Below are 14755 nucleotides of genomic sequence, written 5' to 3'. Positions count from 1 at the left end.
AAGTGCATTAGCAGATGTATTAACCGCAATTGTGCTTAATCTGAGTACACTTTTTATTTATCAAATATGTAGGTTTCGAGCTAAGCCTTGTGCAATCAATACCTGTAAACCAACTTTGAAGGCCCCTTCTGTGAAGAAAAAGCCGCCTTCGACAAACTATGACAAATATGCAATTTGTTGTATTATTGCGCCCTTTTATGTCGCTTTACACAACAATTCCATCAGTGACGGTCCTCTGACTTAGGGAGTGTATTGCGCTTTTTATCAATCTCTATTTATTAAAAGTGGAAATAAACGTGCGTTTACAAGACCATTGGGCTCATAAAGCAACGGTGCCAACCTTATGTATTTTGTTGATTGTCTCTGTTTTAGCCTTTGTCATTAATGGTGCGTATCAAGTGAAGCAATCCCGCACATTTGGCCAGCAAGTACGCGAACAGGTGAAATATCAAACACTAGCTGCAGCAAAAGAGGTTGATAATGCGCTTAGCACTATCATGACCAGTGTTGATAGCTTTGCTGATAACGTGACAACTATTCATGACAAAACGTATGTTGCGACACTGCTAGAAGATGAATTTACTGTCAACGAAGAGCTGTATTCACTGAATGTCACGTTTCACCCGTATCAGTACCAATCCAACATTCGCTATTTTAGCCCATATTATGAACGGTTTTCTGGGACCGTACGCAAGTACAACTTGGTAGATTATGATAAGCCATACGACGAGTTTAGTTGGTACCACAGACCGCTCAAAGAAGGACCCGTTTGGACCGAACCTTATTATGAGCCGCAAAATAATGTGCTAATGACCACCTACTCTGTGCCTTTTTATAAATCCAAAGATGCCCAGTCACTAGGCGAGCCCCCTTTGGGTGTTGTGCCCTCTGATATCTCGTTAAATCAGTTAACGATATCTTTGAAGCAGTTAGACTTAGGGCTTGGCGGTTATGGCATTTTATTTTCGCAGCAGAAAAATTTGATTTCTCACCCCGTTTTTAGTCATGTTAGGGAAATGGCTCACTTTAATGAACTGGTTAAAGAGCCTGAATTTGCTTATCTCAGCAAAATATCGGGGTGTTTTGAAAACGACCTAGAGTATTTGTTTTTCAATGGTGAAACACTGAGTAATGATGAGCACTATGCTGCATGCACCAAAATCCCCAATACAAATTGGACATTGATCACTCGAATGTCGGCAGACATGTTCACAATGGATAAAGATAAGCGCAGGCAAAGCCTGATCCAAATTATTGCTTGGGGCTGTGCGTCTTTAACATTCATGGTTTTACTGCTTACCAAAAATAGGAAACTGACTTGGACACAAAATAATGTATTGCTATCAGTCATCTTGATACTCAGCACCACGATGGTACTAGAATTGGCGAGAAGTTTTAAAACGCTTGAAAAAAGCAGCAATGTAACCATTACCACGCAAGCGCAACGTGAGGCATTCGCCTCAAGCTACAAAGATCGCTTAGAAAAAATGCACGTAGCTAGCCCAGTGTTTATAGCGACAGGGCTATATGTTGAGTCGTTAGAATTTCTTAACGCCAATAATGTGCACCTTACCGGCCACGCTTGGCAAAAGCTCACCGCTGAACAACGCAAGCTGATTGAACCTAAGCTGTCATTCAACCATACAGTAAACAGCGAAGTCACCCAAGCATATCGAAAGGAACTACAAGGCGGTGGTTTGCTGGTTGGCTGGCGCTTCTCGATAGAAACGCGACAACAATTTGATTACAGCAAATATCCATTTGATCATAAAAGCATTGAGTTAAGCTTTAACGAAGCAGACATGGGTGGCAATGTGATCCTAGTACCCGACTTAGAATCGTACGACAAACTATCCAAAATGGATAACCCAGCAGTGTCGCCCACCATTGTTTTAGATGAATGGCAGCTCAAAAGCAGTTATTTTGTCTATCGGTTTGAAAACTACAACACCAATTTTGGTTTAGATACTTTTTTCAATCAAAACGTCGCGCCAGAGCTCAATTACAGCATCAATATCGAACGTGAATTTGTCGGGCCTTTTGTTACCACTTTACTACCCGTTATGGTGATGGTGTGTTTGCTTTATGCTTGTGTAGTAAGCATGAAGTATACGCCTTATGGAGACTTGAGAAACAATATTACCGCAGTGGTTTTCACTATTTTGCTGGCCCACTACAGTATTAGGGAGCACTTACAAATAGACGAGGTCGTTTACTTTGAGATCTTTTACTTCTTACTCTATTTGGTGTCTTCGTTGTTTATGCTCATCGCGCATCAGTATTACAAAGCGATGGCGCTCAATGGCGATGGAAAAATATATAAACAGCTGGCCAATATTTGGTTTTGGCCGATGATGACGGTTTCAATCTTTTTAATTACGGTTTTGACTTATTATTAGCAAACCTGAAGGGTCAAGTCTTGCCTTTTGCTATTATTCGACTAACTCGAGAATAATGCAGATTAAAGGGGCCATAAAGGGGTCAAGCCGCTTGCTTCATAATAAACGTAAATATCTCACCCAAAAATTGCGCAAATACTTTATCCGATTTTTGTCTTTGCCTGATTTGATGGGTGATAAAACTTACCGAGCCGCCATGCCCTAATTGGAAGTGCTTAGCAATATCTCGAAGGTTTGCAGCAAGCAACTCTTGGCAAAAATACATCGCGACTTTTCGCCCTTCGAACCCTTTAGTTGGCCCTTTGTTCACCTCTGTGAGTTGCGAAATTGGGCAATCATAAAACGCCGCCACAGCTGCAATAATTGCGGTAATATCGAGCTCTGGTTGCAGTTGTTGGATAACCGCAGCACGTGTTACTTCGGTGAAATATTGGGTTTGCACCCACGCTTTAAAGCTCGGGCAACCAAGCACCGATGCGGTATTTCCTTTCGAGTAAAACGTCATTAGCTCTTCGTCATTACCACCCAGCACAAAACGTTGGTACTGCTTAAACTTATACCGATGCCCAAGTACAGCATAAGTATACTCACACTCCAACCAAGGCTCGGCTTTCGCCTGCCCAATGCATGCTGGGTAACTCGACCAAGGGGATTGCGCCAAATCTTCAACCAACGGTGATTGTGTTTCTATGGGATTACGGTGAATATAGCGACTTAGTTGCAGCAAATAGGCGCCTTTTTCTACCAGAATAGCTTTGTAGCGCCCCCGAAAAAGAGGTCCGTCGGTCTGTTTTAATCAGTTGTAACGCTAGGTAGACCCCATTGACGTGACGCATAATTCGGCCCAAATTTGCGCTGTGCGTTTCAATCAGCAAATGGTAATGGTTCGACATCAAACAGTATGTATGAATAATGCACCAAAAACGACGTTGCGCTTCATCTAAGGTCACTAGAAATGCTTGAAAATAACGCTCATCATGGAAAATGGTTTGCCTTTATCGCCCTTATTCATCACATGATAGAACGCATGGGGGTACTCAATCCTTTGTAGTCTTGGCATCTAAAATCATCTAATTGAGCATGTTGACTAAGCGTAGTTTAAATTAGTTATGAAACAAGTGGCTTGACCCCTTTTCTTTCTCATAGTTGCAGCAAATAGGCGTCTTTTTCTACCAGAATAGCTTTGTAGCGCCCCCGAAAAAGAGGTCCGTCGGTCTGTTTTAATCAGTTGTAACGCTAGGTGTAGACCCATTGACGTGACGCATAATTCGGCCCAGATTTGCGCTGTGCGTTTCAATCAGCAAATGGTAATGGTTCGACATCAAACAGTATGTATGAATAATGCACCAAAAACGACGTTGCGCTTCATCTAAGGTCACTAAAAATGCTTGAAAATAACGCTCATCATGGAAAATGGTTTGCCTTTATCGCCCTTATTCATCACATGATAGAACGCATGGGGGTACTCAATCCTTTGTAGTCTTGGCATCTAAAATCATCTAATTGAGCATGTTGACTAAGCGTAGTTTAAATTAGTTATGAAACAAGTGGCTTGACCCCTTTTCTTTCTCAAAAGTTCTGGTTTATTGCTATTATTAGATAATCGGCAGTTACTGATTCAAATCATACCCACCAGCTCCTGCAGCAAAACCAGCTGTCGCAACCCTATAAATTAGATTTTCCCGATAACTGGCCTTCTTATATTTTTCAACAAGTTTAGAACGAGTAACCGCATTTGTAATATTGTAGTCAGCTGAAAAATCAGAGTCCCATAATCCCCAAAGCGTTTTAAAATCAACGTAATAAGTCATGTTATCACCAAGTTGACCAGGGGTTCCTGCAAAAACATCTGCCGCAGTCAAAACATGCGCTATGTAGAACTTGCTATTGTTGTGTAAAGTTCCCCCTAAGGCTTTTACACATAACCATCTAGAACCTTCCGCCGCCACCTTAGCATGAGCGTCAATTCCAATTTCATTTTGCTTGCGTGTATTAGCTGGGTTAACCCCAGCCACTAGAGTTCCTAAATCTCTATTATCCGTTGTGTCATGCTTAAAATTAAAAGTACTTGGGATACCTGTTCCAGTTGGGTTTGCTGCATCTCCATCATTAATTGTAGAATCTATTCCAGCTCCTGTGTCAGTAACCTTTATTACGTAACCATGAGCATTTACAGAATATTGTACACGCATGGTTAAGGTATAGTAAGGCGCTCCAGCTCCATAAGGAACTGAAATATCCACTACAAAAGGATCTAAAAATCTTAATGTATTATTTCCTCGATATGCGTTCATGTCAGCTGAATCGATTTCCTCGATATTCAGATAATCGGCCTCTGGACCTACACCTCGCTCAAGGTTATTTTTTCTAGTTGCCAATTTTTGCCCCTCTCTATCTAGATCAGCTTTGTCTTGGTCGGTACCAAATATGAAAGAAGGCCCTGAAGCATAGTAAAAATCATCTATATTGCGGTCTGCCTCAGGGATTTTATTGTTCACTTTTGCTTCTATACGTCGAAGCATATTCATTTTTAAAGGTCCTCCGACTTGCCCCCAGCTTTTTCTATAGTGATAATTTTTCTTTGATTCGAATGCCCCAATTCTCCCCATTTCAGTCGCTATTTCGCCAATAGCAGCAATTTTGTTGGCTGGTGTTACAGCAGGAGCCAATGTCTTTGCATACAAATTCCCTCTATCAGGTGCAACTTGCATTCCAGGCGCCAACGCAAAATTTGTATCTGTTGCAGCACCCAAAAGATGACCCCCATTTTTTTGAGTCAAATCTTTTTTTTGAAGGGCGCTCTGATGCTGAAGTAAAGGAACTGGGGTAAGTTGCTTTTCATACACATCGCTCGAAATATTTTTCAAAAGTTGGCGCTGAGTAACCGCTTCTGGTCGATTGTCTAAAAATTGATTAGCCAACTTACCGCCATTCTTCTTTTGAGAAAAAGAATTAGCAACCGCCCTACTTTTCCTGCTGTCGGCGGACGCGGTATTCTCTTTCGGTTTTTCTATTTGTTCATACATATCTTAAACCTTTCAATTTTTCTTTATCGCTTGTTATAGGCTTTTCTCTATTGCCTAAAAGAAAAAGGGTCAAGTCGCTTGCTTTATAATATAGCCATCACGACTTCTCTCTTTGCTCCCTTTCCTCTTCTCATCACATACTCTCTGCCTTAGCGCCAATCACATCGGCTTCGTGCTCCAGCTTGGGGTCATCGTTAACCGCTTGTCCTGCAAATTGGGTGGTGGCTTGTACGCGGCCTTGCATTTGTTGGCCAATGTGGGCCAGTTCGTGGCCAAGGTGGCGTTCTTGCCCTGGGGCGATGTGTACTTCGCTGCCTTGGGCATAGGCGTGCGCATTGAGTTGTGCAGGTTTTGATGAGTTGGTGTGCACATTTACGTGGCTTAAATCAACGCCCATCATGCTGCCTACGTTGTCTTTTAAGCGCGCTTCTCGGCTCATAGCTTGGCGTTGTACGGGGCGTGTTTCCAGCTCTTGTTGGTCATGACTAAGTGACTGATACATTTTGATTCCTTTAAGGATAATGAGATTTTAGTTCGCTCTCATAGCTTGGTATGAGCACAAAAAAGTAAAGGGATGCACAATCAACGCATCTTAATAATGTAACGAATGGGTTGAATGGGGTTGTCCACCGGTGGTGCTAAGTTCGGTGTGCCATTTAAACCGTCACAGGCTAAAAAGCCCTCGGGAATGTGCGCGCCGCAGTAAAGTAAAATACAACCAATAGGCACACTGGCGGATTGGGTATTTGCATAAGCTACATGTTGGTTTGCTGGTGCGCTGTAAACCTGGTTTGTTGGGGTTGTGGTAGTGCTCGATGAAGGGGCACCGAGTAGCTGCCCCTCAACAATTAAATCCCCTTGAATACACACACTTTGTTGAAAAACCGTATTGGCTTGATGGTGTTCTGGCAGTGAAAAAGTCAGTACTTGCCCCAATTCAGACGACTGCTTGGTAATGCCATCATCGCTTTGAATAAGCGCTGCATCTAAAAACTCGGCAAACTGCGCCTGAGTGGGTTTTGCCCCAGTAATAAAATAGCGCTTCAGTCGTTCACGCAATGTGGTAAACATGGGAGCTCACAAATTAAGGTGCAGCAAGAATAACGCGTTCAGTCCACACATTACCTGATAACTGGCAAATAATATGCTCAATAACTGTACCAACTCCATCTAAGCGCTTAACAACAACAACCGCATCTTCAGGGATAAGCTGCCGATCAGTTTGATCGATCACTCGCGTGCCTCCTTGATCTTTAACTTGGTATATACCTTGCCATTGTCCCTCTTGAATAAGGATACGATCATCTATAAAAACGTCCATTAAGCCTAGCAAAACAAGATCTAGAGATGGGTTAGCCAATTGATCTGTAGGCCATTCGGTGAGTTTTGCCTGCACTCGGCCCGAATATCCCAGTACATCAGCAATATCTTCGATGCGATGCAGGTCGGTGCTTTGTGTATCAAGGTGTTGGGCCATATCGGTTCGCACCTTATATAGCGCACTGCTTAATTGGTTGATATTCAGAGTTTGATTACTATCACGAGCGCTCAGCTCTTCCAGTTTTTGGATCACGTTAATAAAGTTATTCATAGGAATTTCCTTTGGTTAGAAGCGGTTTCCCGCGGGGAGTTTTGTCGTCGCTATACTGATTGATAGCGAGCCGAATAGTGATAAAGACAAGGCCCATCAAAGGCATTTTTACGCGGGTGATGCCTGTAACTCTCCTTTGTTACCCATGCCGTCAAAAATATGCCATCCATTATCTACTTTATAAAAATCAATTTTCTTTAAACTGGTTTCTAGCTGAAGCTTTAGCGTGTTTGCTTGCGAAGCCTGGCTCAATACAATTGCATTGGTATTGTCCCAACTGGCAAAGTCTATAACCCTAAAGTGATTCACTGACTCATCCAATGTTATCGTTACCTCTTGTCCAGCATTCAACTGCAAAAAGCAGGTGGTATTATGCTCAATGGTAAAGTCTGTGTTATGACTCTGTGAGTCCACTGCTTGGATCTTATTTAGCAATGTATTTACTGCAGACACCGTCGGTAAGGTTTGCTCTGCCTGCGCACCAATAGCCTCTAAATTTTGCGCAATGCTTTGCACCGATGGTTGATTAGCACCTGAAAATTGCAACTGACTTGGGGTAAGAGTGGTCAGCTGTTGTTGCAACAAGGCACTACCAACCACTTTATCTAATGCTCGATTGGTAACATCATCTTCACTAGCAAAGTCTACACTAAAGCGGCTGTTGTCTTGCACTAAACCAGTACCAGCAATTGATAACGTCTCTGTGGCCTGCCATTTATATACGTCACCACTTTCTGTTCTATGATGTGTTTTTAGCAAAAATGCCTGATTTTGATACCTGTCACCGTGGCTAATAATAACTGCATCGCCTTGTCGCATATCTGTAGGTAAATATAAGTCGGTCGGCTGTGCACTGAACCCTTCTGTGAGTTTGTTGACTTGCCAAATATGGTTTTCTCTTTGGTTAACTTGTGCGTTAAAAAGCACTAAATCGCCATTTTTAAGTGCATACCCATCTATTTCACTAGGCACATTATCAATATCAATGTCTTGTGTAGTTTCAATACAAGCAATAGGTAAAGGTATGCGTGTTAGGCAACTTAAAACATCAATTTTTTGATTTAACCACGCACCATGCTGTGCGGTGGTGAGTTTGCTCTGATCGCCGGCTAAAACTTCTTCTAAACTAGCGACTGGTAAGTTACCTATGCTGATATTGGATAGCTCACTGCCATCACCAATAAAGCGCGACGCTTGAACACTTGAGTTAGCAACCGTATCACCGCGCGTAAAGTCTAGCTGCGAAGGCAAACGTGTAATATCAAGACTACCACTAATAATATTGTCGGCGTTAAGATCCGTTAATCCTGCACCATTGCCTGTAAACGTTTTGTTTTCAATGGTGTTCGCAATTTGATTACTGGCGATTTCGCCTTGTAAACTGCTCGCGTTAATCGTGGTGTTTTGTACCACCCCCTCAACCCAAGTTTGATCGCCCTTAATGGTTAAACCGTCAAAAACAATGCCGTCTCCCGGCTGGTAGTTAACAACATCATTGCGCTTGCGCCATGTTAAAAGCACTTGCGTATCAACTGTACTTACCTCACTCACAGTCCAAATTGAGTATTCAAGGTCGCTGCCCTTTAACACTTCAACAGATATGCCAGCTGATAGCTCTTGCTCTGGCGTGTTATCAAAATCTTCAGCCAGTAACCAGGTGTTATCTGCTTGTGCTACCCACACTTTGTTTTCTGCAAGTGCATCTTGAGCACTAAACAACACCCTGTCGCCAGTTTGAATAAGGTAGCCATTTACTAGCTCTGTTGGCACCCCCAGCGTTAAATCATAATTGTCAGTAAAAACCGTTGCGACTTCCCTTTTAAACTTGATGCCAGCTTGGAGTAGCGCTAATTCCTGATCGACATAGCCTTTACTGCTATCTAACGCGCTTTTTAAATCGCCTGCCGAGACTACGCTATCTATCGTGCCATTTTCTAAATCACTCACAGTTGCAAATTTTGCTATCCCTTGTGTTGATTGGCTCGCTTCATTCAATAAGCTGTTATCAATCTTGCCACCGCTTAAGTTACTGACATCTAACCCTGTCACTTGTGAGCCATCACCGATTAACGTGGCGTAAACTTTATCCGCGATCAAACTCGCAGTGCCATCGCCCGTTGCCGTGGTTAAATCAATTTGCTTAGGTAAATTGCTATTGGCAAGATTAGTCACTTGCGCACCATCGCCAATCAAAGCATTAGCACTAACTGTTGTCGCACTGAGTTGCTCTGTTGTTAAACTCGCCGAGCCATCACCAGTTGCAGCGGTTAAATCTATGTGCTTAGGTAAATTGCTATTGGCAAGATTAGTCACTTGCGCACCATCGCCAATCAAAGCCGCAGCACTGACGGTTGTCGCGGTAAGTTGCTCTGTTGTTAAACTCGCCGTGCCATCACCAGTTGCAGTGGTTAAATCAATCTGCTTAGGTAAGTGTTGATTTGCAATATTGGTGATTTGCGCGCCATCGCCGATAAGCACTTTAGCTTTTAATAACGAGCTTTGGCCAAGTACACTAAGGTCTATTTGCTCAGGTAAGCGTTGATTCGCAATTTTATCTGTGGTTGCGGCGTCAACAAGTTCGCCGAAATCTTCTTGCGTTGGAATATCTCCACGCTGGAAATAGCTTTTTATTTCAGCATTACGATCTGAAGTACTCATAATTGTCCTTTGTGATCTTTAAATATAAATGTCAGCCGCAGAGCGAGCGCTCAACACTAGCCGAATAAAGAATGAATGTTGGGAAAAAGAAGAAACTAGCTGGGTTTGTTATCAAGTTTGTTGTTCATTTCCTTGATGATAGGCAACTGAACAGGGTCGAACACTGGCATAGGTAGTGATAACGAATAAATGACCGTTGGTTTTGGCGTACTGCCCAGTGCTTGCCACACTTGCCCGGTGATTTTTTCGCTATGTTCGTTGCCAAATAACTGGCTGCGTACACCGTAAGGCGAAATATCAATTTGCTGCGCTTGCATAATGTCTTCTGGGATAAAATCAAATTTGCCTAAACCTGCTATTAAATGACTCAAAAACAAATGCTCTATTTCAGCGCCTTGCTCCTCGTCTTTGCTCCACACCGTCATCATGTAGCTAAGCGATATAAACCTTGGCTCAATAAAACGGGTGCGGTGGGTTTGCGTAAAGTTCATTTGCGTGCGTGGTGGCTCGCTTTGACGACGCTGAATATCTTCGGTGATCCCTATCAAGTAACAGTTAATCACTGGAATGTCTGAAACGATTTTGTCGAAGAATGCCTTGTCGGGCGCTTGAAAACTCAGCTTGGTTTGTGACCCTCCTAGGCCAAGTAAGACGTTGTTGCTGTAAGGTAAAACAGTTTGTTCAAGTAAGGCTTTGAGTGCTTGCTGCACTTTATAGATAAGCGTTGGATCCATGTTTGTCTCCCTGTAACCAATTGGTTAGAGATTGCTGCGCCATAAAACCACCATGCTGTTTCGCCATTTCACGATGAATGGCCATGGCGATTTCATTACGGCCAATGAGGGGCTTGTTAGCCATCAAACTTTGTAGCAGTGCCACTTCACAAATATTGATAATTTGTGCAGCGCTCAGTTCAAACAACGCGGCGAGTTTGTTGATGCCTTGCTGTAAATGACTATCGGCGTTGCCTGCCAAATGGTGTGTCCAGATGGCGATTCGTTCTTGCTCGGTGGGTAGGGTAAATTCAATTACCCCATGAAAACGCCTTAAAAACGCCTCATCCAAATTGTTTTTAAAGTTGGTGCTTAGTAGCAGTAACCCTGAGTAATGCTCCATGCGCTGTAATAAGTAACTTACACCCATATTGGCATTTTTGTCGTGGCTCGACTCCACTTCACTGCGTTTGGCAAAAATAGCGTCGGCTTCATCAAACATCAGTACCGCGTTATTGCGCTCAGCTGAGTCAAATAATTTGGCCAAGTGCTTTTCGGTTTCGCCTATCCATTTGCTCGCAATATTGGCAAGGTTAACAATGTACAAAGGCAGTTGTAACTCTCCCGCGATGGCTTCAGCCGCCATTGATTTACCCGTGCCGGGTTTGCCCCAAAACAATGCTTTACAGCCTTGATTGAATCTAGGTAAGCGTGCTTGTAAGGTCGTTTGCATATTTACCCGCGCCACCAGCTCATGCAGTTGCGTTGCCACTTTGTCTTGTAGCATCATGTCTTTAAGGGTGTAACGTGCTTGGCAAAGCTTGGCCAATTCGTCGCAATACTGACTTTGCGACTCAAAACATAGCCCTTGCAATGTTTGCCAATAGTCGCTTGGATCATACTGCTTGGCTTTTTCTGCCAAGCGCTGCATATTGGCAAGCGCCACTGGGTATTTGGCAGCCAGCTGATTGGCATAAGTTTTATCTTGCTCGGTAGCCACTTCATTTGCACACAATGCCAACCACGCTTGGGCACGCTGTGCAAGGCTTGGCTCTTGCATAGGCTCACTGTGCGTGTTCGTAAAAATATCGCCAAGTGTTAGGTCTTCACTTTGTGTGATCAGTGTGAGTGTGTTGTTTGAGCTAAGTAAGGTGCTTAATTTTCTAAGATATGCTTTTGGCAAAGCGGCTAAGTTAGGCCAGTACAACAACACAGGTTCACCACTTGCCTGTAGTAACAAACAAGCCAGTTCTCTCACTACATCATTAAAGTTAATCTGCTCAGCTTGCTCGGTGATATATTGCGCCGCTTTAACCTGATGCTGCACAGCACTTTGCGCAACAAACCACTGATTGAGTTGCTCATCACCCCCTTGCAGTTGCACCAAATCAAAGTTCATTAATTCATGCTGCACATAGCCACACGCACTAAAAACAGGATCAGCTTGTAATGGCAACAAAGCAAAATAGTTTAGTTCCGTGCTCTTGTAACTACCAAAGCACAAGAACGACTGTACAAAGGGCGTTATATATACGCTGCGCTGTAAATCATATTCGTCGTTTTGTAGCCGTAGCAAGCCCCATTTAAATACAGCAGAGCCGCAATTAATATGCACCATGCTCTGCTGTTTGTTTAGAGCGCTATCCAACAAAGTCAAAAGCTTATCTAAACTCAGCATCGGGCCTTGCTCAAACCAGCTTAAACCTAAAAATGGCGCGATTAAATCTGGGTCTTGCGCTTGCAAATACACCAGCGCCAACATGCTTATTTCCTGTGTTGAGAGCGAAAATACGCGGCAAACGTGCTTAAAGCGTGGAGTTGCAATTAACTTATCAAGCACTTCATGCAAGTTAGCAAACGCATCACCTACTTGCTCGTCTTGGGATTTTAATGCATTGGCAAACACATACAGTCGATGCGCTGTTTCTCGCTCTAGCGCACTTTGCCCACTATCAAGGTTAAAGGCATGGCTCGACATGCTTTAACCCTCTATCATTTTTTCGGCGAGCTCTTTTGCACGATGGCCAACTTGGTTTGCCCATCTTGAATCAAGCATTTCTCGGGCCGCATCTTCATAGTTTTGCCCCTCTAGTGCCGCTATCATTTTTTTAAATTTAGTTAAGCCAGCCACACCTAAATTAAACGCCATATCTAATAAGATAAGTTTACGCGCTTCATTTAGCGTATTAAAAACACTGATGTTGCTGCTAACCTGAACCAGTACATCTTTAATATCATTGCTTAGTAAAAAATTGGCCTCTTCAAGTGTGATCCCCCTATCTGTTAAATTACGACCAATGCCTATGGTTACTTTACCTTGCGTGCACTGGTAAGGCTTTAAAGACAACCCCTCATATCGTAATAACTGCTCTTTAAGCATTTGTAGTCCTTGCTCTGTTAACACTGCCATGATTAATCCTCTTGTACTGGTTTAAGTAATTCAACGGGTAATGTAAGCAACATACTTTGCTCTAACCCCTCTACTTCTACGGCAACAAACTTTTTATTGCGTCGCTCTACGAGTTTCCCGCGATAACCTTTCAAACTGCCACTGGTTATTTCAATATGCATGCCTTTAACTAAACGATTAGCTAAAACGTCAACAATATTGCCATTTAAAACAAACTGCTTTATTTTTTCGATTTCATTTTGGTTAATAATGGCCGGCAAATTATTAAATTTAACGTAAGAAACAAACCCAGAAAAACGCTTTAACTGCTGAAATTCATTACCATCAATAAACACAAAAACATATGATTTAAATAAAGGCGTATCTATTACCTTTACCCTATCACTCCATTGTTTACTTTGTTGTATAACGGGTAAAAATGCCTCACAATTACTTTGTAACTTATTAACCTGATCCGCAAACTTTTTTTCGCAATTGGCTTTGGTATACACCACAAACCACTGTCTTTGATTATTCATTAAAATGCTCCAGCCAAGCTCCGCCACATCACCCCCAGCGAGATGATGTAATTACGTATTGATTAAAATCAAAAGCGATATTCGCTTTTTTGCTATTTCGATAACGGATTAAGTCGCAGTTTGTGAACCCCCTCAATAAAAAATATTTAACGGGGTTTAAGCTGCTGTATCAACCCTTAACAAGCACGCAGTGCACTAAGCTTTTTCCTGGCTAACTGCACACGCTTTCGAACATTTTCTGGGGTGATTTGCAGCCGCTGTGCAATTTCGGCATATTCCATTTCATAAATAAATTTATATTGAATCGCCTGCTTAAGATCATTTGGTAGGTCATTTATTGCATGTGATAATTGCTGATACAGATCACGACTTTCATAATCACTTTCAAGTGTTCGAGAATAATTTTCGCTAAAATAAAACTGAGAAGGACTGCCACTGACTATGCCAACCAAATCATTTTCTTTACTACTTAAACGATGAATATCCATACACACATTGTGTGCAATGCGACATAACCAGGCGAACATATTTTCTATGCAACCGATATTATTTCTGTAGGCATGAAATGCTTTTTCGCGCGTTAATGCCATGGCATCTTCTATTTGGTCACTGTCATTATGTAACCATTTATAGCAGCATGACAAAACGCGCTCATTATATTCAGCCCACACTCCCCAAAACTCAACATGTGGGTTGGTGCCATTTGATACAGCTAGGTAAGAATTCCTTGATACTAACATCATCTCTCCGCTTTAAATTGAATTTACGAAGCGATGACGTAGCAACCAAAGTTATGTGAATAAGAAAATCACAAAATAAAAACTACAAATTAACCTTTACTAGTACTTTGTAATTATTTTAAACAGTAGATTGGGCGGTTTAAGGTTAAAGGTGACCTTATTATTATTTCAAGGATGCTGTCTATTACACAGCATTACACATCAAAGTGAAATGAAGTAAGCAGGAACAATATCATATATCATGACAACTCCACCAACCATAAAAATCACTTTAAAAACAAAGAATTAAACCAGATGAAAGTCAATTGAAGATTCATATATAAGCGTACAGAGACGAGTAAGCAGTTGCTTATTACGTAAAACCAAAGGTTACTCAAAATAAACACAGGGTAATGTTTAGGTTGTTACGCCGTTTTCCAAAGCGAAAAAGACTCAGCAAAAAACACATACTACAATGCATAAAACCGATGAGCTGCGCAAAGCATCCCAGTTTAGCGGGTGGTGCATTTTAAATAAAATTCTCGCTTTGCTAATCCCTACTCATCACAAGAACGAGATGTGAATAAGATATATAATGGCTTGCTGCACCAATATATTCATAAAGGAACAGCTTATAAATAAAGTCGCGCCACATAAACAACTAGTGAGGCGACTCAATTTTGTTTTTATGCCGCTTTTTAGGTGTGTAACCTATAGCAGT

General features: G+C 42.1%; 14 protein-coding genes. 1 reads left to right on the top strand and 13 read right to left on the bottom strand.

Translation table 11 applies throughout. The features are described from left to right. The first annotated feature begins 296 nt into the window (after window positions 1–296). Window positions 297–2399, top strand: coding sequence for a PDC sensor domain-containing protein (locus GDK41_RS02760; RefSeq protein ID WP_232056514.1), 2103 nt, complete (start codon window positions 297–299; stop codon window positions 2397–2399). An 82-nt stretch (window positions 2400–2481) separates the two neighbouring features. Here GDK41_RS02760 and GDK41_RS02755 read toward each other — a convergent pair whose 3' ends face one another. The 13 genes from GDK41_RS02755 to GDK41_RS02695 form a co-directional block, all read right to left on the bottom strand. Then, window positions 2482–3126: a hypothetical protein gene (locus GDK41_RS02755; RefSeq protein ID WP_232056513.1), complete on the bottom strand. Its 645-nt coding sequence runs from the start codon at window positions 3124–3126 to the stop codon at window positions 2482–2484. Further along, on the bottom strand, window positions 3095–3349 hold the full coding sequence (locus GDK41_RS20480; RefSeq protein WP_172971539.1) for a transposase: 255 nt from the start codon (window positions 3347–3349) through the stop codon (window positions 3095–3097). Before GDK41_RS20480 ends, GDK41_RS02755 begins: the two co-directional genes overlap by 32 nt. 270 nt (window positions 3350–3619) lie before the next feature. Then, window positions 3620–3778 carry a transposase gene (locus tag GDK41_RS20475; RefSeq protein WP_172971538.1) on the bottom strand — a complete coding sequence of 53 codons (159 nt, stop codon included), beginning with the start codon at window positions 3776–3778 and terminating at the stop codon, window positions 3620–3622. A gap of 231 nt (window positions 3779–4009) precedes the next feature. Then, window positions 4010–5425: a hypothetical protein gene (locus GDK41_RS02740; RefSeq protein WP_152084977.1), complete on the bottom strand. Its 1416-nt coding sequence runs from the start codon at window positions 5423–5425 to the stop codon at window positions 4010–4012. Between the two features lie 133 nt (window positions 5426–5558). Continuing rightward, the gene (locus tag GDK41_RS02735) at window positions 5559–5927 is read right to left on the bottom strand and encodes an eCIS core domain-containing protein (RefSeq protein ID WP_152084976.1); all 369 of its coding nucleotides are present in this window, start codon (window positions 5925–5927) and stop codon (window positions 5559–5561) included. An 80-nt stretch (window positions 5928–6007) separates the two neighbouring features. Beyond that, the gene (locus GDK41_RS02730) at window positions 6008–6496 is read right to left on the bottom strand and encodes a hypothetical protein (RefSeq protein ID WP_152084975.1); all 489 of its coding nucleotides are present in this window, start codon (window positions 6494–6496) and stop codon (window positions 6008–6010) included. A 13-nt stretch (window positions 6497–6509) separates the two neighbouring features. Further along, on the bottom strand, window positions 6510–7016 hold the full coding sequence (locus GDK41_RS02725; protein ID WP_152084974.1) for a hypothetical protein: 507 nt from the start codon (window positions 7014–7016) through the stop codon (window positions 6510–6512). 108 nt (window positions 7017–7124) lie between these two features. Beyond that, window positions 7125–9674 carry a hypothetical protein gene (locus GDK41_RS02720; protein WP_152084973.1) on the bottom strand — a complete coding sequence of 850 codons (2550 nt, stop codon included), beginning with the start codon at window positions 9672–9674 and terminating at the stop codon, window positions 7125–7127. A 95-nt stretch (window positions 9675–9769) separates the two neighbouring features. Further along, complete coding sequence (locus GDK41_RS02715) at window positions 9770–10408, bottom strand: Pvc16 family protein (RefSeq protein WP_152084972.1); 639 nt, start codon at window positions 10406–10408, stop codon at window positions 9770–9772. After that, window positions 10386–12365 (bottom strand): ATP-binding protein, encoded by a 1980-nt coding sequence (locus GDK41_RS02710; RefSeq protein WP_152084971.1) that lies wholly within the window; start codon window positions 12363–12365, stop codon window positions 10386–10388. Before GDK41_RS02710 ends, GDK41_RS02715 begins: the two co-directional genes overlap by 23 nt. A gap of 3 nt (window positions 12366–12368) precedes the next feature. Then, complete coding sequence (locus tag GDK41_RS02705) at window positions 12369–12797, bottom strand: glycoside hydrolase family protein (RefSeq protein ID WP_152084970.1); 429 nt, start codon at window positions 12795–12797, stop codon at window positions 12369–12371. 2 nt (window positions 12798–12799) lie between these two features. Continuing rightward, a complete protein-coding gene (locus GDK41_RS02700; protein WP_152084969.1) occupies window positions 12800–13315 on the bottom strand; it encodes a UpxY family transcription antiterminator in 516 nt (171 codons plus the stop codon). Between the two features lie 176 nt (window positions 13316–13491). Next, complete coding sequence (locus tag GDK41_RS02695; RefSeq protein ID WP_232056512.1) at window positions 13492–14058, bottom strand: RNA polymerase sigma factor; 567 nt, start codon at window positions 14056–14058, stop codon at window positions 13492–13494. Window positions 14059–14755 lie beyond the last annotated feature (697 nt).

Origin of the sequence: Pseudoalteromonas sp. A25, assembly GCF_009176705.1 — a bacterium.
GTDB lineage: Bacteria > Pseudomonadota > Gammaproteobacteria > Enterobacterales > Alteromonadaceae > Pseudoalteromonas.
This window is presented reverse-complemented; position numbering and strand designations above follow the sequence as displayed.

Bases quoted from the DNA above. Each gene is read 5' to 3' on its own strand.
- GDK41_RS02700 (WP_152084969.1), bottom strand. From the start codon at position 13,315: ATGAATAATCAAAGACAGTGGTTTGTGGTGTATACCAAAGCCAATTGC.
- GDK41_RS02740 (WP_152084977.1), bottom strand. From the start codon at position 5,425: ATGTATGAACAAATAGAAAAACCGAAAGAGAATACCGCGTCCGCCGAC.
- GDK41_RS02730 (WP_152084975.1), bottom strand. From the start codon at position 6,496: ATGTTTACCACATTGCGTGAACGACTGAAGCGCTATTTTATTACTGGG.
- GDK41_RS02695 (WP_232056512.1), bottom strand. From the start codon at position 14,058: ATGATGTTAGTATCAAGGAATTCTTACCTAGCTGTATCAAATGGCACC.
- GDK41_RS02720 (WP_152084973.1), bottom strand. From the start codon at position 9,674: ATGAGTACTTCAGATCGTAATGCTGAAATAAAAAGCTATTTCCAGCGT.
- GDK41_RS02715 (WP_152084972.1), bottom strand. From the start codon at position 10,408: ATGGATCCAACGCTTATCTATAAAGTGCAGCAAGCACTCAAAGCCTTA.
- GDK41_RS02705 (WP_152084970.1), bottom strand. From the start codon at position 12,797: ATGGCAGTGTTAACAGAGCAAGGACTACAAATGCTTAAAGAGCAGTTA.
- GDK41_RS02710 (WP_152084971.1), bottom strand. From the start codon at position 12,365: ATGTCGAGCCATGCCTTTAACCTTGATAGTGGGCAAAGTGCGCTAGAG.
- GDK41_RS02725 (WP_152084974.1), bottom strand. From the start codon at position 7,016: ATGAATAACTTTATTAACGTGATCCAAAAACTGGAAGAGCTGAGCGCT.
- GDK41_RS02735 (WP_152084976.1), bottom strand. From the start codon at position 5,927: ATGTATCAGTCACTTAGTCATGACCAACAAGAGCTGGAAACACGCCCC.